This window comes from Salinibacillus aidingensis (assembly GCF_039522525.1).
In the GTDB taxonomy this organism is placed as follows: domain Bacteria; phylum Bacillota; class Bacilli; order Bacillales; family Alkalibacillaceae; genus Salinibacillus; species Salinibacillus aidingensis.
In genome coordinates this window covers 436,907-459,107 of sequence record NZ_BAAADO010000003.1, presented here as the reverse complement: position 1 = coordinate 459,107, position 22,201 = coordinate 436,907, and the positions used below count along the sequence as shown (strand labels likewise).

At 40.7% G+C, this 22,201-nt stretch carries 17 protein-coding genes; 9 read left to right on the top strand and 8 right to left on the bottom strand.

From position 1 onward, the window contains the following. Positions 1-92: 92 nt before the first annotated feature. Complete coding sequence (locus ABD006_RS09230) at positions 93-716, bottom strand: YdcF family protein (RefSeq protein WP_343839975.1); 624 nt, start codon at positions 714-716, stop codon at positions 93-95. Positions 717-983: 267 nt separating this feature from the next. Between ABD006_RS09230 and ABD006_RS09225 the strand changes: the two genes are divergently transcribed. Together ABD006_RS09225 and ABD006_RS09220 are read left to right on the top strand one after the other, a co-directional pair. After that, positions 984-2,111: an NADH-dependent flavin oxidoreductase gene (locus tag ABD006_RS09225; RefSeq protein WP_343839973.1), complete on the top strand. Its 1,128-nt coding sequence runs from the start codon at positions 984-986 to the stop codon at positions 2,109-2,111. 175 nt (positions 2,112-2,286) lie between these two features. Then, positions 2,287-3,231 carry a 3-hydroxyacyl-CoA dehydrogenase gene (locus ABD006_RS09220; protein ID WP_343840325.1) on the top strand — a complete coding sequence of 315 codons (945 nt, stop codon included), beginning with the start codon at positions 2,287-2,289 and terminating at the stop codon, positions 3,229-3,231. A 406-nt stretch (positions 3,232-3,637) separates the two neighbouring features. On the opposite strand, the gene gdhA is transcribed toward ABD006_RS09220, so the two are convergent. Next, the gene (gene gdhA / locus ABD006_RS09215) at positions 3,638-5,020 is read right to left on the bottom strand and encodes an NADP-specific glutamate dehydrogenase (RefSeq protein ID WP_343839971.1); all 1,383 of its coding nucleotides are present in this window, start codon (positions 5,018-5,020) and stop codon (positions 3,638-3,640) included. Positions 5,021-5,166: 146 nt separating this feature from the next. Here gdhA and gltC point away from each other — a divergent pair, with 146 nt between their 5' ends. After that, on the top strand, positions 5,167-6,078 hold the full coding sequence (gltC, locus tag ABD006_RS09210) for a glutamate biosynthesis transcriptional regulator GltC (protein WP_343839969.1): 912 nt from the start codon (positions 5,167-5,169) through the stop codon (positions 6,076-6,078). A gap of 243 nt (positions 6,079-6,321) precedes the next feature. Continuing rightward, positions 6,322-8,598: an outer membrane protein assembly factor BamB family protein gene (locus tag ABD006_RS09205; RefSeq protein ID WP_343839967.1), complete on the top strand. Its 2,277-nt coding sequence runs from the start codon at positions 6,322-6,324 to the stop codon at positions 8,596-8,598. 698 nt (positions 8,599-9,296) lie between these two features. On the opposite strand, the gene ABD006_RS09200 is transcribed toward ABD006_RS09205, so the two are convergent. Both ABD006_RS09200 and ABD006_RS09195 read right to left on the bottom strand, forming a co-directional pair. Continuing rightward, a complete protein-coding gene (locus ABD006_RS09200) occupies positions 9,297-10,472 on the bottom strand; it encodes a PQQ-dependent sugar dehydrogenase (RefSeq protein WP_343839965.1) in 1,176 nt (391 codons plus the stop codon). A 262-nt stretch (positions 10,473-10,734) separates the two neighbouring features. Continuing rightward, positions 10,735-12,075, bottom strand: coding sequence for a TrkH family potassium uptake protein (locus ABD006_RS09195; protein WP_343840322.1), 1,341 nt, complete (start codon positions 12,073-12,075; stop codon positions 10,735-10,737). 215 nt (positions 12,076-12,290) lie between these two features. On the opposite strand from ABD006_RS09195, the gene ABD006_RS09190 reads away from it, so the two are divergent. The 5 genes from ABD006_RS09190 to ABD006_RS09170 all read left to right on the top strand — a co-directional run bounded on the left by ABD006_RS09190 (position 12,291) and on the right by ABD006_RS09170 (position 15,273). Then, complete coding sequence (locus ABD006_RS09190) at positions 12,291-12,488, top strand: DUF3231 family protein (RefSeq protein WP_343840320.1); 198 nt, start codon at positions 12,291-12,293, stop codon at positions 12,486-12,488. A gap of 240 nt (positions 12,489-12,728) precedes the next feature. Further along, positions 12,729-13,217: a small multi-drug export protein gene (locus ABD006_RS09185; RefSeq protein WP_343839963.1), complete on the top strand. Its 489-nt coding sequence runs from the start codon at positions 12,729-12,731 to the stop codon at positions 13,215-13,217. Positions 13,218-13,234: 17 nt separating this feature from the next. Then, positions 13,235-13,984: a hypothetical protein gene (locus ABD006_RS09180; RefSeq protein WP_343839961.1), complete on the top strand. Its 750-nt coding sequence runs from the start codon at positions 13,235-13,237 to the stop codon at positions 13,982-13,984. 18 nt (positions 13,985-14,002) lie between these two features. Then, positions 14,003-14,401 (top strand): GntR family transcriptional regulator, encoded by a 399-nt coding sequence (locus tag ABD006_RS09175; protein WP_343839959.1) that lies wholly within the window; start codon positions 14,003-14,005, stop codon positions 14,399-14,401. After that, complete coding sequence (locus ABD006_RS09170; RefSeq protein ID WP_343839957.1) at positions 14,401-15,273, top strand: ABC transporter ATP-binding protein; 873 nt, start codon at positions 14,401-14,403, stop codon at positions 15,271-15,273. Before ABD006_RS09175 ends, ABD006_RS09170 begins: the two co-directional genes overlap by 1 nt. Positions 15,274-15,376: 103 nt before the next feature. Here ABD006_RS09170 and ABD006_RS09165 read toward each other — a convergent pair whose 3' ends face one another. From ABD006_RS09165 to ABD006_RS09150, 4 genes are all read right to left on the bottom strand, one after another. Further along, a complete protein-coding gene (locus tag ABD006_RS09165; RefSeq protein WP_343839956.1) occupies positions 15,377-16,645 on the bottom strand; it encodes a cytosine deaminase in 1,269 nt (422 codons plus the stop codon). Beyond that, a complete protein-coding gene (gene codB, locus ABD006_RS09160) occupies positions 16,635-17,909 on the bottom strand; it encodes a cytosine permease (protein ID WP_343839954.1) in 1,275 nt (424 codons plus the stop codon). Before codB ends, ABD006_RS09165 begins: the two co-directional genes overlap by 11 nt. A gap of 393 nt (positions 17,910-18,302) precedes the next feature. Next, a complete protein-coding gene (locus ABD006_RS09155; RefSeq protein ID WP_343839953.1) occupies positions 18,303-20,102 on the bottom strand; it encodes a coiled-coil domain-containing protein in 1,800 nt (599 codons plus the stop codon). Beyond that, positions 20,102-22,045: an efflux RND transporter permease subunit gene (locus ABD006_RS09150; RefSeq protein WP_343840317.1), complete on the bottom strand. Its 1,944-nt coding sequence runs from the start codon at positions 22,043-22,045 to the stop codon at positions 20,102-20,104. Before ABD006_RS09150 ends, ABD006_RS09155 begins: the two co-directional genes overlap by 1 nt. Positions 22,046-22,201: the final 156 nt, after the last annotated feature.

Below are 22,201 nucleotides of genomic sequence, written 5' to 3'. Positions count from 1 at the left end.
CCACTGATGGTTAGTTGAACTTATTAGGAATTTACTGGCCGTTTATCCCCACTTAGCCATGTTGGGTTACCCTCAAGACTTGAAGTGGGGTATTACGGCCAGTTAATGCGTGATAAAATATGCCTGAACGGTAAACTTACAATATATCCGGAATAAAAAAATAATTCTCTGAAAAAGAAGGGGATTTTACTCTCAAGTGTCTCGTACGCTGAGTTCTCTGCTGGCGAAGAGTTAGCGTCAAGCCCCGTTTGCTCCGCCATTAGCATTGCTCTTTTCATATGCAGAGGATCACTCACAATCAGGAAGCTTTCCAAACCATTTTCCTGAGCAATTTTTGCCGCATAAATCAGATTGTCCTCAGTTATTTCAGATTGTGTTTCAATTAAAATATCCTTCTCCGGGATGCCATGGGGAACTGCATAGTCTCTCGCTACTTCTGATTCTGCATAGGAAGCCCCTTCAGCTTGACCGCCTGTAAATATAATTTTATTTACATATTCCTGCTCATAAAGGGAAATGGCGTGGTCTATTCTTCCCTGCAGAACCGGTGATGGTTTCTCTCCCCATGCCGCAGCCCCCAGCACAATAGCTGCATCGGCAGGGGCTGTTTGATCCTTCCTGCTAAAACTCCAGATACTGTAGCCGGTAAAACAAAGGAAAAGAAAAAATAGCAGGAAGATGAGCACGATTAATTTTTTCAGATTTATTTTATGCATACTGACCAACCTTTTTCCTATGCTCAGACTGTCAAACTCTCACTTCTGTACCGCTCACCACTTCAATATCCGCATGTGATTCATTGGGCATGACTTAACATTCTGTAGGGTAGTTAAAGTTTTACCTATTTTAAACCCATGTCTGAATATTAACAAGATTTACGGGACTTTTGTAGTAATTCCCGATTTGTAAAGCAAAATAATGTACATTCCCTGTTTTCTTCATTTAAGATATCTTTCGTAACTTATTTAAGGAGGAACGTCTATATGAATCCAAAATATGAAAAACTGTTTGACACATACACACTCCCCAATGGTTCTGAGTTGAAAAACCGAATCATTATGGCCCCTATGACCAATTTTTCATCAAATTCAGATGGAACCGTTACCGATGCTGAAGTGAATTACTATGCACGGCGTTCCAGTGGTGTAAGCATGGTGGTTACAGCTTGTACATATGTTACACCAAACGGAAAAGGATTTCCTGGTGAATTCGGTGCCGACAGTGATGAAATGATTCCAAGTCTCCGAAAGCTCGCAAATGGAATTAAGGAGCAAGGAGCTAAACCTGTTCTTCAGATTTTCCATGGCGGCAGAATGTGTCCTACCTATCTGGTCCCCAACAAAGATGTGGTGAGTGCCAGTGACATTCCTGCAGAAGGGGATGATCATCCAATTCCACGTGCGTTAAAGGAATCAGAAGTGGAGGAAATTATAAAAGCGTTCGGTGAAACCACTCGTCGTGCCATAGAAGCTGGTTTTGACGGTGTTGAAATCCATGGAGCAAATGGTTATTTACTGCAGCAATTCTTCTCCCCTCATTCCAATCGTCGGGAAGATCGCTTTGGTGGATCCCTTGAAAAGCGAATGACTTTTCCTTTAGAGGTTATCCAGGAAGTGAAACGGGTAGTTCATGAACACGCTGACTCTTCCTTTATTACAGGGTATCGTTTTTCTCCTGAGGAGCCGGAAACACATGGAATTACGATGGATGATACACTGGCCTTCGTTGATAAGCTGTCAGATCAGGGATTGGATTATTTACATGTGTCGCTAACGGATTTCCGGTCCGAACCAAGACGAGGAGTAGAGGACCATAATAAGTCACGAATTGCATACTTATTGGAAGTCATCAATCACCGTGTCCCTCTCATTGGAGTAGGATCCATCTACTCTGCAGACGATGCTATACAGGCTCTTCAGACTGGCGTCCCCCTTCTTGCGCTTGGCCGTGAACTGATTATTGATCCTGACTGGGTTCAAAAAATTTCAGAGGGGAAAGAAGAAGAAATTATAACTGAACTCAATAAAAATCATCAGGAAGAATTAGTCGTACCTGATCCTTTATGGAATATTATCACAAATACGCCTGGATGGTTCCCGGGAATTTATTAATAGAAAGCTGAGGTAAAAATCCACTCAGGATTTACGCCTCAGCTTTTCTTTTATGCAATTTTTTTAGTTTCTGCCGCCACTAACCCTGAGCTTTTACTATATTAAAAACATTTTCCTTCCTGTTTTCTCAGAATACATATATAATGAATATTGACTGACATAAAGTGAAACTTCCATCACAAATAAACAGTCCAAGAAAAAATATACAACAGGGGGAATTTACGTGAACTATCAAAACGTCACAGTCGCAGGCAGCGGCGTATTAGGGAGCCAAATTGCCTATCAGACAGCATTTAAAGGATTTCATGTATCCGTTTACGACATGAATCAGGAAGCTGTTGAAAAAGCAAAAGAAAGAATTGAAAAGCTAAAGACCCGTTATCAAAAAGATTTAAAGGCTACTGAGCAAGAAGTGAATCAAGCTTATAGCCGTATATCTTTTCATTCAGACCTGGAAAAGGCGGTGGAAAATGCCGATTTTGTCATTGAAGCAGTGCCTGAGGTTATTGAAATTAAAACAGAATTCTACAATAAGTTAGGAAAAGCCGCACCGGAAAAAACGATTTTTGCGACGAACTCTTCCACACTACTGCCGAGCCAGTTCGCCGAAGCAACCGGTCGTCCTGAGAAGTTTCTGGCGCTTCATTTTGCTAATGAGATATGGAAAAATAATACGGCTGAGGTTATGAAGCATCCTGGTACGGATGAAGGTGTATTTAAAGATGTGATCGAATTTGCCAAATCCATTGGCATGGTAGCCCTGCCATTACATAAAGAGCAACCAGGCTATATTTTAAACTCTCTGCTTGTACCATTATTGGATGCCGCCGAAAAACTGCTTGTGAACGATGTAGCTGATGTGGAAACCATCGATAAAACATGGATGATAGCCACTGGTGCACCAAATGGACCCTTTGCAATATTAGATATTGTTGGAATTACTACTGCCTATAATGTTGTAAAGGACAAAGCCAATAAAACCGGCGATCCTATGTATGAAAAGCTCGCAAAATTCCTGAAAGAAGAATATCTTGATAAAGGAAAGCTTGGTGTGGAAACAGGAGAAGGCTTCTACAAATACCCAAATCCAGCCTTCCTTGAACCAGATTTTCTTAAATAAAGAATGAACAAACCCGCTCGAAAATTTATCTGAGCGGGTTTCATATATGTTTTTAACATATAGCAATAATCTGAAACAAAATCTTAACCAAACTGTAATCCAAAAACTTCGACCTTACGATATAATATTAGGAAAATATGGAGTTGACTTATAAATAAGGGGTTGATCCATTATGTACGTCATTGCAAGAGAAATAAATGGAAAAACAGAAATCCTTAAAGATACAACCAGTCCGTCCTACAAAATCTTTCTTGACCAATCTAGCGCAGAAACCTTCGCTAAAAAACTTAACGTTCACACTCATTCAAGTAAAAAGTGGCACGTAATGGAAACCAGCAGCAAATGATTAAAAAGCATTAGGTCGTAATCTGACCTAATGCTTCATCGAAACGCTTATCAATCTCTTTTAAACCACACCCTGGCTGACCATGGCATCGGCCACCTTTATAAAGCCAGCAATATTTGCGCCCTTTACCAGGTTGCCGGGGTCGCCGTACTCTTCTGCCGCCTGGATGCTATCCTGGTAAATATTTTTCATTATTTCATGAAGTTTGCTATCCACGTCTTCCCTGGTCCACATGATTCTCGTGCTGTTTTGTGCCATTTCAAGCGCAGACACAGATACTCCACCGGCATTCGCTGCCTTTGCAGGAGCAAATAAGACGTCGTTATCAATAAATAAATCAATAGCGTCTTGGGTTGACGGCATATTTGCTCCTTCTCCAACTGCCTTAACTCCGTTGGAAATTAACAGCTCCGCAGATTCCCGGTCTAGTTCATTTTGAGTAGCACATGGCAGAGCAATATCACAAGGGATGGACCATATACCTGAACATCCCTCTACAAACACGGCATCCGGATGTTCATTTTTATATTCATAAATTCGTTTGTTTTCAACTTCTTTTAACTGCTTAATGGTGTCAAGGTTTATTCCGTTCTGATCATAAATATAGCCACTGGAGTCACTGCAGGCAACGACTTTCGCACCAAACTCCATTGCCTTTTCCATGGCGTAGATGGATACATTTCCGGAACCGGACACAACTACTGTGCTTCCCTCGAACTCGTACCCTTTATCCTTCAGCATTTCTTCTACAAAATAAACCGTACCGTAACCGGTTGCTTCTGTGCGTCCGAGACTTCCTCCATAATCCAGACCTTTTCCAGTGAGAACACCTGCTTCAAAGGCTCCGCGCATTCTCTTATACTGACCGAACATGTAGCCAATCTCCCGGGCACCAACACCTATATCCCCGGCAGGTACGTCGATATCTGGTCCTATATGTTTACTTAACTCTATCATAAAGCTTTGACAGAACCTCATAATTTCATCGTCAGATTTCCCTTTTGGATCAAAATCAGATCCACCTTTTCCTCCACCAATGGGCTGCCCTGTTAATGCATTTTTGAAAATCTGTTCAAAGCCTAAGAATTTGATAATACTCGTATTGACGGAAGGATGGAACCGTAAACCGCCTTTGTATGGTCCAAGAGCACTATTAAACTGAACCCGAAAGCCCCGATTCACTCTTACATTTCCCTTGTCATCCAGCCACGGGACACGAAAGAACACGAAACGCTCAGGTTCAACTATTCTTTCCAGGATTCCCTTATTAATGTATGTTGGATTTTTCACAAGCACAGGCAGCAACGAATCAAATACTTCTTTAACGGCCTGCAAAAATTCCGGTTCATACTCATTTCGTTTCTCTACTCTATGGTATACTTGCTGTACATAATCCCTGACGTTTTGTTTCTGTATATCCTTCACATCCTCCATGGTTTTCATGAACATCCACCCCTGTAACTTATTTAAAAATTTAGATAATCTCTTTTTATTGTCATGTTTTCATTTTATAATTAATTAAATGATAGCTTCAATATTAATAATAGATGAAATTAATGCATTAAACGCATTAAATGAGGTGAATAGAAATGGAACACCGTCAAATTAAGTATTTTATGGAAGTTGCTGAAAGAGAGCATGTTACCGACGCAGCGAATGCCCTGCATGTTGCTCAATCTTCAGTCAGCAGACAAATCTTTAATCTTGAAAATGAACTGGGTGTTCAGCTTTTTATACGAGAAGGAAGACGTGTTAAATTAACTCCTATCGGCGAGGTTTTTTTAGAGCGGATGAAGCAGGTCATGAATATGATGGAGGAAGCAAAACGGGAGGTCAAGGAATACTTAAATCCTGAAAGAGGCACAGTACGAATTGCTTTTCCTATTAGTATGGCTGCTTATATCGTTCCTTCCATTATTTTTGCATTTCGCCGGTACTATCCTGAGGCAAAATTTCAAATGAGTAATGGTCTCTATTCCGAATTAATGGATGGTGTCATTAATGGGACCTTTAATCTGGCCATGATTGCACCTATGCCTAAACGGGAACAATCAGAAAAAATTAAAGGGACTACATTGTTCAGTGAAAAGATTGTAGCTCTTCTTCCTATGAATCATCGGTTAGCCAGCCGTTCCTCCATTATGTTACAGGAACTTAAAGAGGATTCTTTTGTTATTCTGCCGGAAGGATTTGTCTTTCGTAAGCAGGTCATGGATGCCTGTGATAATGTAGGCTTCACACCTGACATAGGTGTTGAAGGAAAGGATATTGATGCATTAAAGGGACTTGTGGCAGCAGGGTTAGGTGTAGCGTTGATGCCTGAAATGACCATGGTGGATAACACTCCACGTTCAACCGTTGTTGTACCGATAGCAGACCCGAATTTAACACGTTCTGTAGGTGTCATCTATCCGGCACAACGCAAATTATTGCCAACAGAAGAATTGTTTTATCGCTTTCTCCGTAAAACCTATGAACGATTAAATGAATTTGGAAAATAAGGTTATGAGGCTGGGATGTTCCGGCCTCGAATACTATAGATAAGTTGTCTCTGCATTTAGCTATTCATAATCCCTATTTTTGAGCGAACCTGGGTAATTCCTCTGATTTTAGTCTCCCCGCACCTCCATTTTCCTGAAATTTCTTTATCTTCCCCTTTCCATAACATTTTGGGTAATTTATTCATATTCGGGTAAATTACAACTGAAGAAAACTTGATTATATTAGGAAAGGAGCTTCGCAGAATGAAACGACATACCTGGATCATTACAGGTGTTGCGGTATTGGCTGCTGTTATCATTGCCATTGTTATCATTAGTCAATTCACCGGCCCGGACGATGTCGCAAAAAAACCTGATGATCAGAATAATCAAGAAGAGCAACAGAAAGACAGTAATGAAGAAAAAGACAAAAAAACTCAATTTGAAGCGGAACATCAATCCTTTCAGCATATGGATTATCCGGGAAAAGTATCTCCCAAATTTTCTGCGGAACAATTAACTTCTCCTCCATCTGCAAACTGGATTACAAATGGAGGAAATATTTCCAATGGACGCTATTCACAGCTGGATCAAATTAATGCTTCCAATGTTGCTGACCTGAAGGCTGAATGGGTAACAAGCATGGGCTCAGGCTTCAAGTTTAAATATTCAGGTGAGTCAACTCCAATCGTCTATGATGGAGTCATGTTCAATATTACAGGAGCAAATGATGTACAGGCCATAAACGCCAAAACCGGTGAAATCATCTGGGAGTTCCAGCCTGAGCTTGCGGATGGTCTGGATACTGTGTGCTGCGGATGGACCAGTAGAGGTGTGGCCATAGGTGAAGGAAAGGTATTTGTTGGACTATTGGACTCAAGGCTAGTGGCTTTAGACCAGAAAACCGGTGAAGTAGTATGGGAAACAGAAGTGGATGAATGGGAAAAAGGCCATACCATTGCAAGTGCCCCACTCTACTATGATGGGAAAGTCTATACAGGAATTGCAGGTGGAGAATATGGTATTCGGGGTTATGTTGCAGCGTATGATGCAGAAATGGGCAGACAAATTTGGAGAACCTATACCATTCCCGGCCCTGGCGAAGAAGGCCACGAAACCTGGCCACAGGACAATAACAGCTGGCTTACCGGCGGGGCACCTGTTTGGCAAACACCAGCGATAGATCCGGAATTAGGACAGATTTACTTTTCAACCGGAAATACATCCCCTGACTTAGATGGAAGTAATCGTGAGGGGGATAATCTCTTTGCCAACTCAGTGGTTGCACTTGATGCAGATACTGGTGAACGTAACTGGCACTTTCAGGAGGTTCACCATGATATCTGGGATTTAGATGCAGCAAATCCGGTTGTTTTATTTGATGTGGAAATGGATGGCGAAATGAAAAAAGGAATTGCACAGGCCGGTAAAACCGGATGGGTATATATTCTTGACCGAACAAGCGGTGAGCCTCTGATAGGGATTGATGAGAAAGAGGTTCCGCAACTGGATAAACAAAAAACATCCCCTACTCAGCCATTTCCTAAAGGAGATAATTTTGTTCCACAGGAAGTGACTGAAGAAGACGTAAAAAATGATTTACCAGAAGAATTTGATGGGAAATATGGGAAGTTATTTACACCATTCTGGGACGAACCAATGACTGTAAAACCATCGCCTCAAGGTGGTGGAAACTGGCCGCCGTCCGCTTACAATCCGAATACAGAGTATTTTTATGTTCTTGGGAATGACAACTATTTTTCTTACGCTCACTATGCCGATGATGAAGAAAACACCTATGAACAGGGAAAAGAGTATTTGGGCAGTGTATGGCAGCCTGTTGAAAACTCGCCAATGCGAAGTACTGTCACAGCCATTGATATTAAAACCAATAAAATCGTATGGCAGAAAAACTGGGACACCATTGCCTACAGTGGTGTTCTAACAACGAAAGGAAACCTTGTATTTGTCGGTCACAATGACGGACGAATCATTGCCTACGATGCAAAAACAGGAGATCATTTATGGGAGTTCAAAACAGACGCAGGTGCAAATGCGCCACCTATTACGTATGAAATTGACGGAAAACAATATATTTCTATATTCTCCGCAGGAAATTCCCTGGCTGGTACAAAACATGGAGATAAAATTTATACGTTTTCCCTGGAAGGCCAGTACAATTCGGCAGAGGACATCCCAAAGGAAGAAATCAATACGTCTCCTTTAGCCGAGAAACGTGAAGAGCATGAAGAACATGAGGAGCAGGATTCAACCGAAACTCAGGATGAAGGCAATGCCTCTCTGGATCAGGGACGTACCATTTATGAAAACAACTGCTTATCCTGTCATGGAGATCAGGGAGCAGGTGGTCATAACGGTCCAAGCATCAAAAATAGTGACATCACAAAGGATCGGGAAAAGCTAATTGAGCAAATCAAAAACGGAAGTGGAGGCATGCCACCATTTGGAGGTACATTATCCGAGGATGAAATCAATGTCCTTTCCGATTATATTATGGAAAAACTAGCCAATAAGGAATGAACAAAGGCGGAAGCGCCCGTTTATCCAGCTGCTCCTCCCAGGCCCCCAAGCGGTCATAAGCAGAATACCCTACATGGCCAAAAAGCAGCCACTACGGATATTCTGCTTAAGTTGTCGGGCCTAAACGGGCGCCTCCGCTTTTCTTGTCCAGCTGCGGCTCCTAGGTCAAGGCGGATATAAGCCAAAGCCATTCCGTGGCCAAACCCATGCCACTACATGACTTCGTCTTATCCCGCATGACCTGAACAGTCGCCTCCGCTTTTCTCTGTCCAGCTGCGGCTCCCAAGCCCAAGCGGTCATAAGCAGAATACCCTACATGGCCAAAAAGCGGCCACTCCGGATATTCTGCTTATGCCGTCGGGCCTAAACGGTCGCCTCCGCTTTTCTTATTAGCGACGTACGGACTGGACTGAGCCGGAGGAGATAAAGTGAAACTTCAATCAGTGGGGGGCATCCCCCACTGATTGTTAGTTGAACAAATCGGGTGTCTACGGGCTGTTGACCCTCACTTATTTCTAACAGGGGTCTTACAGCCAGTTAACACGCGGAAAAGGAAACACGACGAACTGTGTGAGTCGATGTTGACTTATCGGACGGAGGTGAAGGAAGTCTCGCTAGTCGCCGGGCGCTGGAGCCAGACGAAAAAAGGTAATCGTTCCCTTATAGGGGCGATTACCTTTTCCCTTTTCATCGTTTCATTAATCAGCGGAAACCTCTTTGGTTAAGGAAAGCTGTAATAATCGGTCATCTTTGGCTGTTGGTTCACCATATTGGTCATTATTGCTAGTTATCGTAAAGATACTTCCATTTTCAACCAGTACATCGCGCAGTCTACCTGCTTCGTCATAGAATTCAGTCGTTTCACTGCTTTCGATGTCATAGGTGAATATCTGCTTGCCTGCCAAAGATGCTACATATAGTCGACCATCAGAATAGGCCATTCCGGCTGGTGCCCAGGTATCTTCACCTGAATGAGCAACAGGTGCCTTCATCCCGGATTCTTCCTCATTTCCAGTAATTTCCGGCCATCCATAATTCTGACCTGCTTCAATCAGGTTAATCTCATCATGGCCATCTTCACCATGCTCAGAGCTATAAAGATTTCCTTGTTCATCCCAGGCAAGTCCCTGAGAATTTCGATGACCATAGGAATAGACGTACGAATTCTCAAATGGATTATCCTGTGGAACTTCTCCTTCTAGATTCATCCGTAAGATTTTCCCTGCCAAATTGTCCAGATTCTGTGCTAACTCCGCCTGTCCTGTATCTCCAGTAGTTGCATAAAGAAAGCCATCCGGACCAATTTTCAGTCTTCCGCCATTATTTACTTCTCCACCAGGGATGTTTTCCAGAAGAACATTTTCTTCCTCCCAAGTGTTATCTTTTAATGTTAAAGAGACAATGCGATTTAGAACCTCTCCATTTTTAGAGTAGGTATGGTAGGCATACGCCCTGTTTGTCTCCTTAAAGTTCGGATCGAGTGCAAAGCCAAGAAATCCACCTTGTCCTTCATGAAGAATATTCTCGGATACTTGAACATCCTGCACTTCTACCAGACCTAATTCCCCGTTAATTTCAATAACAGATCCTTCCCGCTGACTCAGATAGAAGGTTCCTCCGTTTTTGTTAATCGTCCATGGAATAAATAAGTTATTGGCTGTTATTTTGCCATCATCGGTGGCCGTAACCTCAATTGATTCCTCTGACACTTCAACAGCATCCTGATTATACGGATCCTCAGTCTGAGTCTGTCCATCCGTTTCTGCATTATCATTCGTCTGTTCATTATTCATTACATTTACTATAACGACAATTCCCAGGACAACAAATATTCCCAGGAAACTGAGAAACATAGATTTTTTCAATTCAAACACCTCTTAATTTTTTTATTTTTACCTAGCATGTACAGAATTTAGAATATTTAAACGGTTATTTCCCCAGTTTTCAAAAAATTTCTGCATTATTTCATATAGAGTACGGATATTGAACATCACGCTAGCTATGAAATGAAAAAATAAGAGTATTAGAAAGGAATATCAACTTAATCGGATAAGGTGCCAATCTTTAAATGTAAAAAGGCATGCAACCATAAATGTTTATGGATACATACCTCTTTCTCCTTATCCCCCTTCTTGATTATCCAACAATCAGTGGTTCTTTTGGATAATGGTATGCTGCCTCCCGTTTACTTCTACTAAATAAAAATAAGAATGTTAAAATGCCAATTCTCCCTAAAAACATCAATGCGATAATCACAATTTTACCAATCATACTTAATTCAGGAGTTATACCCATGGACAAACCGGTCGTACCAAATGCAGAGCTTACTTCAAACAGGATCTGCATCATAGTAAAATTTTCCGTTTTTGCCAGTATCATGATTGCTGTAAAGCACAATGTTAAAGCCAGAAAAGTGACAACAACTGACTTTCTGATATCTTCTTCATGTACCTCCCGTTTAAATACTTTTAATCCTTTTTGTCCCCTCGCAAATGAGATAATCATCAATACAATGACAGCAAAAGTCGTTGTTCTTATCCCACCTCCAACTGAACTGGGAGAAGCCCCGATAAACATTAAAAAGCATATTCCCAATAATGTCGCATTAGAAAACTGACTGACATCCATGGTGGATAATCCGCCATTCCTAGTTGTGGATGACTGAAAAAATGCATAGAAAAAAGACTCATGCCAGCTTTTCCCTGCAAAGAAATGATTAAATTCAAACAGTATAATCATAACTGTACCTACAACCATTAATGAAAAAAAGGTAACGGTTGTTAATTTCGTATACAGGGAAAAGTGAGATCCGTAGTTCCGATCTCTATTTCTTATATATTCCTTTAGTTCGATGAGTACCGGAAACCCTATTGCTCCCAGTGTTAATAAAATAATATTTATAAACTGAACAAAATAATCCTGAGCAAAAGGAACCAGGGAGCTTCCAGTAATATCAAATCCAGCATTTGTTGTAGCACTGACTGAAGCAAACAGCCCCTGTAAATAAGCTTCCTGCCATGTATCAAAATAGGTAAGAAAATAAGTTCCTAATATAATAGCACCAAACATTTCAATCATTAAGATGAGGAGCAGTATTTGTTTCATCAGATTAACCAGACCTGAAAATGTAGACTGGTTCTGATCTGTTTTTATAAGCTGTCTTTCTTTAAGCCCGATCTTTTTCCCTATTAATAACCACAAAAAAGTGCCCAAGGTCATAATTCCAATTCCGCCAAACTGCAGGATAAACAACAAAATAAAGATTCCTGGTGTACTTAATGTGTCAACAATGGATACAACGGAAAGCCCAGTAACACTTACCGCACTAACTGCTGTAAAAAGGAGATCTACAAAGCTCCAATTTACCCCGGGTTTTAAGGCAAATGGTAAACTGAGCAAACTAATCGATACCATAACTGCAAAGACATAAAATAACGCAATACTTTGAGCAGCTGATAGATTTATTTTTCGATACATAAACAAAAGAACCGTCCCCTCAATAGAAGTAAAATATGAGATTGATTTGTTATTACTAGTAAAATCTACTCCCCTTCTGTAGAGATGTCAATGACTATTTTTATAGAATTTTTTTGGCCACAATAGCTTTCATGTTTTAATGTTTTTTGCTTCTTATTTGGATGGATAATGGCAATTTAAACTGTAAAAAATACCTATAAAAGAGGAGGACATCCATAAATTATGGAGCAGCCATCTCCATGTCTATGTGCTGGGATATTACATCAGAATATTCCAGGCAGTTGGCTAAGATTGGTCAATTTGCTGAGGACGGAGCAAATATCATGATTAACCAAGAATGGCTCGAACGTCCACCTGATGCAGCGGATCGGGGAGAATTTATCAAGCATAAGAATGATGAAGCATCTGCATGATTGCAGATGTTTCCTTTTTTCCTTTCCATATTTAAAGCAACTGATAATTTAATCCGCCGAGTAACAGCCCTATAATATTCTCCAAAAATCAATCCCTCCTTCTTTTCCACTTGAACCTTCCTCACTTTAGCCATGAGGTTAACATATTTTTCAGAATTTTTATTAATTTCGGTTGATTTTTTTATTGTTATACTGTATATATAAATATATACACCTTAACAGTTAAAGGGGGAAATATCAGTGAAATTGCTTTGGGCATATACTCTTGTATTTATTTTATCTGCTATTCCGTTTTTTGAAGCCTTTGGCGTCATACCAATTGCTTCCATAGCCGGACTATCCATTACATCTGTTATGCTACTCGGATTAACCGGAAATATTGTAACGGTGTTTCTGGTTATCATGTTTGTGCATCAAATAAAATCATGGCGAAAAAGACGCCGGGAAGATAAAGACAAAGGAGAAAGCAAACGTTCCGTGAGAGCCCAAAATATATGGAAGAAATACGGTTTGCCTGGATTAGCTATGCTTGGTCCTTTATTCGTTGGCAGTCATTTAACCGCATTAATCAGCATGACATTAGGAGCTACAAAGAAGAAGGCCTTCATTTGGACATCAGCAAGTATTACAACATGGAGTATTGCTTTTACAGTGTTACTCCTATACGGTATCGACTTTTTAAATCTTGAGGACCGTGGTCTTATTAATGTATTTCAACCAGCCGAATAAAAGAGAGGTGATGAACGTTGTTGAAGGATGCAATCTGGCTCGCCACAAATGAATACAAACAGAATATAACAGCAGTTTTTATTACATTTCTGGCAAGCAGTATACTTGGCTTTGCTCTTGGGGGCTTCTTCGCGAATTCTGATAATATCATTATAAATATTAGATCCACTTCGGTAACACCTTATTTACTTGACTTTATGATTATTGGTACTGCCCCCGCTTTCAGTTCACTTTTCATGTCCAAACCTTATTTAAGCTATAAATCAGCAAAGGAAAATCCATACTTAAAGCGAATGGCAGCGCTTCGTACCTTACCCATTACGCTTTCCGTATTAACATTAAGTCGGACCATATTTATGATTTTGACTTTGTTAACGATGTCCTTTGCATTTTTTGGAAGCATAGGTGTCCTAATTGCTGTGATACCGGATAACGTTTTAACCCTATTCACAATTTCTGAACTGATTCTATTAATGATTGTGTGGTTTGGATTCATGCTTGCAGTAGGTGGTTTGAGCCCCTTTCTGGAATACGGCACCAGTGGAAAAACCCTTCATATCATTCCGTTCATTTATGCAGCCATCATCGTTATCGCTGTAATCCTTTTTTATCAATATTTCTCAAGTGGAATTGCAGAGAATATCGTCGGATTAGTAAAAACAGTCGGATGGCCTGTAGCTTTATTGTCAATGACTGTCGGGATAACAAGCTGTTATGGCTGGAACCGATTACTGCAACAACGAATGGCAAAAAAAGATTTCTTGTAGAAGGGAGTGTCCTCTCCTATGAGGATACCTATCCAAGTATCCAATGAAAGCAGAGAACCTATATATTATCAAGTCGAAACGCAAATCAAAACACTTATCGTGGGAGGTAAGCTTCCTCCTGGGACCCCACTTCCTTCCATAAGGGCTTTAGCAAGTGACTTGGGCTGCAGTGTTATTACCACCAGACGGGCATATCAAAATTTAGAAATGAATGGCTTCATTCAGACGATTCAAGGTAAAGGGACTTTTGTCCGTGAAATAAAAAATAATCAAATAAGTCAGTCCCGACAACAGATTCTTCATGATGCATTTGAAAAGGTGGTTCAGCAGGGAAAACAAATGGGCTGTTCGAGTGAGGAATTGAACGTTATTTTTTCAAATATCGTAAACAAAACATTTAACAATGGGGGATTATGATGCATGCCTTAGAAGTAAAAGATTTATCCAGAAGTTTTAGGAAGTTTAAGATTGGTCCACTGAACTTGACGGTTGAACAAGGATCGATAACCGGACTGGTGGGTGCTAATGGCTCAGGAAAAACAACATTTTTTCGTTTGCTGATGAAGGTTTTAAAAAAGGACTCCGGACAAGGGAAAGTTTTCGGAAAGGACTGGTCAAAAAATGAGGACGAATGGAAGAAGCAAGTCGGTTACGCAGGTGAACTGCTGAGTGGGTATCATTTTTTAACAATAAGAAAACTGGCAAAGCTGATTTCCCGCTGGTATCCAGCCTGGGATCATGAGCAATTTGAACAGCTAAGCAGACGGTACGACATTGATCTGGATGAAAAATATGAAAAATGTTCAAAGGGTACAAAGAAAAAAATTGATTTTATTCTTTCTCTATGTCACCATCCATCCCTGCTTCTGTTAGATGAACCAACAGCAGGAGTAGATATTGTTTCACGAAGAAAAATGAAAGAAGATATTCTTACGTTTATGGAGCATGAAGAGAAAAGTGTAATTCTGGCTACACATACCATTGACGAAGTTCATCAGCTTTGTGATGAGATTAAGGTGTTGGAATCAGGTAAGATCGTTCATTCCTTTAATAAAGATGACATCTATGAAAGCTGGGCAAGAATTTGGGTTTCGGAGTTATCAGATAACCTGAAACACCACCCTAATGTTTTGAAGCTTGAAACTTCCCCACCGCAAATTGTTACCAATCACAGAGCTAGCATAGAGGCTGTATTACAGACTGAAAACTTGACAGTCTATCAAATCCACAGACTATCTTTGGAAGAAGTGCTGGAATATTTAATAGATTACAAAAAGAACGCTCTATGAAAAATTGAAGAGGCTGGGACATGAGTGTTTTCGGAAAAACAATAGATTGGTGCTTAAGCCTGCCCAGGTACTTTATCCCAGCCTCTTCATTATAAGAATATGCTTATTTTGAAAACGTTACTTTTTCCTCATTATTCTCCAGTATTAGTCTGCTGTCACTCGGTTTAGTCTCAGCGATGAGTTTTCCATTTCGGATTGAATAACGAACTGTTGCCTGTTTTCGAATGGCTTCATATTCATTTCCAGCATCCAATACAATCAGGTTTGCAGGCTTTCCTTCCTCTATACCGTACTGGTCCTCAATATTTAACGTCCTAGCACTATTGCTGGTAATGAGGTCCATAGCATCCACAATCTGCTGATACCCCATTAATTGCGTCACATGAATGCCCATGTGAAGCACTTGCAGCATATTCCCCGTCCCAAGAGGATACCAGGGATCAAATATATCATCATGACCAAAGCACACATTTATACCTGCTTCCTGCATTTCCTTCACTCTTGTGATTCCTCGGCGCTTTGGATAGGATTCAAACCGCCCCTGCAAGTGGATATTCACCAGAGGATTGGCAACAAAGTTCATATTCGACAGCTTAAGGAGTCTGAAAAGTTTTGAAGTATAAGCATCATTATAAGAGTGCATAGCTGTCGTATGACTGGCTGTCACCCGGCTTCCCAGTCCATACCGGTGGGCCTCTGCTGCTACTGTCTCAACAAAACGGGATTGTTCGTCATCAATTTCATCACAGTGAATATCTATCAGGCGATGGTATTTTTCAGCCAACTGAAAAGCAATCTTCAATGATTCAACACCATATTCCCTGGTAAATTCATAGTGTGGTATACCTCCAACCACATCGGCGCCCATTTTAAGTGCCTCTTCCAGGAGTTGTTTCCCATTCTGATACGATAAAATTCCTTCCTGGGGAAAAGCCACCAGCTGTAAATCCACAAAGTCTTTCATTTCCTCTTTGACTTCCAAAAGAGCTTTCAGGGCGGTTAAGTCCGGATCGGTTACATCCACATGAGTACGAACATGCTGAATCCCTTGAGCGACTTGCCATTTCAGAGCTTTTTCGGCCCTGATTTTTACATCCTCAACGTTCAAAGTCCTTTTTCTTTCAGCCCAGGTTTCAATTCCTTCAAATAGTGTTCCACTTTTATTCCATTTTGGTTCACCCGCTGTTAAGGTCGTATCTAAATGGATATGCGGTTCGATGAAAGGCGGAAGAACGAGCCTTCCACCCGCATTGATTATTTGATGATTTTGATTATCCACTATTTCTTGCGTTATCGTTTTAATGAATCCATTTTCCAGGATAAGCTGCCATTGACCTTCTTTTCCTCGTAGCTTAGCATTTTTAATAATCATATTTCAGGCCACCTTTTTTTACATTTGATGAAGCTGTTTGGTTTACCTTCTCTATTAAAATAGATAATCCAGCATAAATGATGACGGATCCGATCATTCCATTCAGAGGGGGAATTCCCGGCAATAATTGTGCTGCAGCAAAACCTGATCCCCAGGCAATAATGGCTGGCCAATTGACGGTTTTAAAAGTCATCTTTTCGAATGAGTCATACTTTCCTTTGTTTAAGAGAAAAAAGTCAGCAAGGAGTATAGCTCCAATCGGCGGTAATGCTCCCCCGAGCAACGTTAACCATCCCACAAAATTGTTATATAGCCAAAGAGCAAATATCGTACCTGTGATGCCATTAAAGATAACTACCTTGCTTTTTTTGATTTTTGTAATGTTTGAAAAGCCCAGCCCTGAGGCATATAATGAGTTATCATTTGTCGTCCAGATGTTTAATCCCAATACAATGATGGCCGCAACGATAAGTCCCTGTGTGAACATGACTTCAGAAATATCCGAAAACCCGGTTGCCATTGCCCCGATGGCTCCAAAGGTAAACATCAGCGTGTTTCCGATAAAAAATGCAATTAAAGTGGTAATAACCGCAGAACGTCGTGTTTTTGCAAAACGGGCAAAATCAGGGGTTAAAGTTCCTCCGCTTGCGAAGGAGCCCACACAAATCGTAAGGGCAGCCGCCAGACTAATCGTCTCAGCCGGTTCATATTGCATCAGGCCGGCGACTCCTCCCACTGTATCTACGGCTTTAAACACAGAGAGACTTCCCAAAATGGTAATGGCCGGAACCGCTGCAAAACTTAAAATGGCCAGAGCCTTCATTCCATAATAAGCAGATGCTGTCATAACCAAACCGGCCATGATTATAATCGGCCACATTTCAAGACCTGTTACTCTTTGTACAGGAACGGCAAACATCGCAAGCCCTACCCCAAACCAGCCAACCTGTGTTCCACCTAGCAGAAAAGACGCTAGATAAGACCCTTTTTCACCAAAAGCATAGCGGGCCAATAAATGGGTGGATAAACCAGTTTTCGCCGCAATATAGGCGAGTGCACCTGTATAAAGTCCCAGAATTAAATTTCCGGCTAAAACAATCCAAATAAACTGCTCCATTGTGAGTCCTGCTCCAAGTTCACCACCTGACAGCATGCTGGCGGAGAAAAATGTAAATCCCAGCATCACGACAAACATCTTCCAAAATCCATTACGCTGATTGCCAGGCACTGCCTGTAATGAAAATTCATGATCTGTTTGTTTCATAACCAATTCCTCCTAAATGATTTAGTAGAATTGGTACCATGTAATCGGACAACTAGAATATAAATCCTTTTTAATAATGGCCATAAAAAAAGCTCCCTGCCATTATCTGACAAGGAGCTTTTCCGATGGGTACAGGTATGCACAGGTATGCACAGGTAAACATAAACGCATACTTATGCCTGCGAAAGAATAGACTTCACCCACTATTCCAATTATCCGACGCCCTTGTCAGCCTCACTGGACTGCTCTTAAAGGTACCAATATGTAATTTTCACTATTATTGCAGGAAAAATAAAAAAAGTCAAGGTGCCTGTCACGACCCGAATTTTGTCGAATGATAAATACTAGATACAAAAGCCCCTGTATTCCTATTAAAATACAGGGGCTTTTTTCTTATCTGAATAAATCTAACAGGCGATCCCAGAATCCCTTTTCTTCTTCCTGTTCCTCTTGTTCGTTTTCCTGTTCATCGTCATCTTTTTTAATACTTTCTGTTTTGATAACAAACTGAACGTTGCTTACTTTTTCATTCTTAGGTGAAACAAAGGATACAGGATCAAAATCTGATTTATCGTATTCATTCATCATGCTGTCAATTTCGTTTTGCATTTCGTCAGGCAAATCACGTGTTGATTCAGCGAGTTCAGATGTTCCTTCATGAAGCTCACTCACGCCATTTTCCAATTCACTGGTTCCATCTGTTAAATCTGTGATGCCCCCGTGCAATTCACCATATGAAGTAGATAATTCGGACACACCACCTGTGTATTCAATCAGACCGGAATGGAACTCTTTATAATTTGATGATAGTTGACTTAATCCTTGCTGCAATTCTTGCATGGATTTATTCATATCTGAATTTTCCAGGCTCTTCACGATACCATCTATTTCATCTTTTAGCTTTTGTAATGATTTAACCGTTTTTTCTATAGACGGACCTATAGCTGGCTGCTTCTCCCCATTACCCTCAAAGTACATGGTTCGAACCGTTTGAGCTGCCTTATAAGTTTCGACCAGTTGATTAATAACTTGAGAATCTGCATTACTTCTATTCAACTCAGCAATCTCTGCTTTACTAATATCATAGTCTGGAATATTTCCAATTAATTGGCCCAGCAGCTGATTCGTCTGTGACAATCCGGTTTCGGTTTCTTCCAATCCTCCAGCAATTTGCTGAAGTCCGGACTTTAATTCATTTAAGTTGGCGGAATTATCCTCACCAGAACCGCTCTCTAATGACTTACTCATCTGATTCAGAGCATTTTTAATCTCTTCTGATCCTTTAATCATATCAGACGAGCCACTATCCAGCTCTTTAATGCCTTTTTTATACTCAGCCGAACCATCCTGCAGACTGGCAGCACCTTCATTTAATTCTGAAATTCCATCATTCAGATCGGCAACACCATCATTAATTTCAGCTGTGGCATCAGATAGTGATTTCATATCCTCTGTCATTTCACCTGAATCGGGTTCTTCAATGGACATTGAGGATGGCATCCCCGTTATTTCGATGCCGGCCATTTCTAAATCAGTAACATCAGCTTTCACCACAAAGCTTTCTTCCTTACCCGGCATTACTGTGAAAGTCACTTGCTTGTTTTTCCCGGCATTCGCAATCATGCCGTTTTCTGTTTTGATATTCTGATAGATTTCCGAGTCTAATGGAAGCGAAATTTGCAGCATATAGTTTTCGAAAAAGACAGAGTCGGCCTTCTCATTTTTCTTTGTTTCAATATGAATGGCAAGTTTTCCATCCTCACCTAAAATGTCTTCAGGGTTAACCTTTTTTCCGTCTAATTTATAGGAAATATTGATATCCCATGGCAGAGGCTTTTCATTTAAATTTCCCTGGTAATAAAACTGATCTTCTGTTGCTTCAAACTCAACCTTGTTACCGTCCAGATGAATCTCTTTTAAATTCGTTAAATTTTCCACACTTGTATATGGACCATGATCTGTCAAATTTCCATGCTGATCAACGGAAAAGTTGTTGACCACATATATTTCTTCCTGTTCACCATTCGCACTTAAATTAGCATAGACAACCTCACTTTTCTCAGAATAGGTGCCAGCTTTTGCTTCCCTGTTATTATCTGAAGAAGAATCGCCTGATGTTGCTGAAGCAAGTGTTGTCGGTAAAATCAGGAGAAACGCCATAGATATGGCCGTAAACCGTTTTAATTTCATCATCATTCCTCTCCCTTATCAAAATTTGCTCTGAATGTTGTTTTTCTAATGACCCGATCGAACAGCACCAGCATAGCCGGCAGAACGAACACGACCATAAGAAACGCAAGGAGCGCACCTCTGCCTAGCAGTAATCCGATCGATGACACAATTGGATTTGTTGATGTGAAGGATAATATAAACCCGACACTGGAAAGAATGGATGCGGAAATAAAGATCGCAAAAATCTTTCCATCAATGGTCTTCTTAATAGCCTTCATGGCCGGCATTTCCCGACGGTTTTTCACATAATTCTCTGTAAACAGGATTCCATAGTCAACCGTCGCCGCCAGCTGTACCGTACTGACAATCAAATATCCCACATAAACCAGTGGTGTATCCATAAAGTAAGGAACAGACAGGTTTAACCAGACAGCTGATTGTATAGTTAACAACAGGACGACTGGAATGGAAATCGATTTGAATGTGACGAGTAAAACAACGGCTATCGTAATAACGGTCAACAAATTTACTACGGTATTATCCTGTTCAACCGTATTCTTCATATCATACAGGGTCACACTCTCTCCAAGTAAATGGACCTCATCGTAGTAGGATTCTGTCGTATTCCGAACCTCCTCTACTAATGTAAAGGCTTCGTCCCCTTCAGAATCCGTTTCAGTGTTCAGAATGATTCGAGCATAGTGATCCGAGTAAAATTGCTCTGTTGTTGACTCCTCCAGATATTGCGGTGGAATGGCCGAGCTGACCGTATTCACATAGGAAACGACACTTGACACATTCGGAAGGCCCTCTAAATGCTGAACGAGTTCTTCTTCCTTTGCCATATCTCCTCTTGGAACAAGAACAACCATTTGTGTGTTTTTCCCAAACTCTTCCTGAATAGCTGCCGCGTCTGCACCAGCACGTGTGTTTTCAGGCTGCTCCCCTGTACCATAAATAAAGTTGGTTTGGCCCTGAGCTAAAAATGCAGGGACAATCAAGAGTAACAATAAAATGAAACTCGGAATTCTGAATTTCATAACCCATTTCCCAATGTTTTTTAATTCCGGAACAATAGGCTTATGCTGGGTACGGTCAATCCACTTATAAAACATCAGAGTAAATGCAGGCAGAAACAGGATGACACTGATAAAACTTAGTGCGATTCCTTTTACCAGGTTAAGCCCTAAGTCTGCACCAATTCCGAAATCCATAAAAGTCAGGGCAATAAATCCAAAGAATGTTGTGGATGCACTGGCTGCAATGGCCGGAAATGATTGTTTAACAGCTAGTTGCATTGCCTCATTTGGATTGGACACCTGTTTTCGATAATCGGAAAAACTATGCAGTAAGAAAATGGCATAGTCCAGGGATACAGCCAGCTGCAGAATAGGTGCTACAGACTGGGTAACAAATGAAATTTCCCCAATAAAAATATTTGTGCCTAAGTTGATTAACACAGAAATTCCGATCGCTGTTAAGAAGAATAACGGTTCCATCCAGGAGTTTGTGGATACAATTAAAATAATGATGATAATCGGAACTAAGATTAAGGCTGCATTTAGTGACTCCTGACCAGCCATTTTCTGTGATGTTGCGGTATCAACCGCTTCTCCTGTAATGGCATTTTCTTCACCAATCAATTGGTATATTTCATCCGTAACGGCGACTTCATCCCCTTCACGGACGTGAATCGAAAATAGCGCATTTTTATTTTTATAATAAGATTCAACTGTATCCGGATCGGCCATTTCAATTGGTGTTTTTACATCTATGGCATCATCCAGCCAGCTGACATTTGATACACCATCAATGGCTTCCAGTTTTTCTTTATAGTCCAGGGCTTCTGTTAAGGAAACATCACGGACCATCACTCTGGCGTTTGCAATCGGATCATCAAATTCTTCTTCCATAACATCCATGGACTCCATAGAAGGCGTATCATCCGGCAAATAATCAACCATATTGTAATTCACAGATACAGTGAACTGTGCAATTGTACTAATGAGCGCAACGAAAATAAACACGATGACAATAGGTTTTTTATGTTTAATTATTCTTGCTGACAAATCAATAAGGCCTCATCCTCTCTTGCAATATCCCCTTTATCCATTTTAATA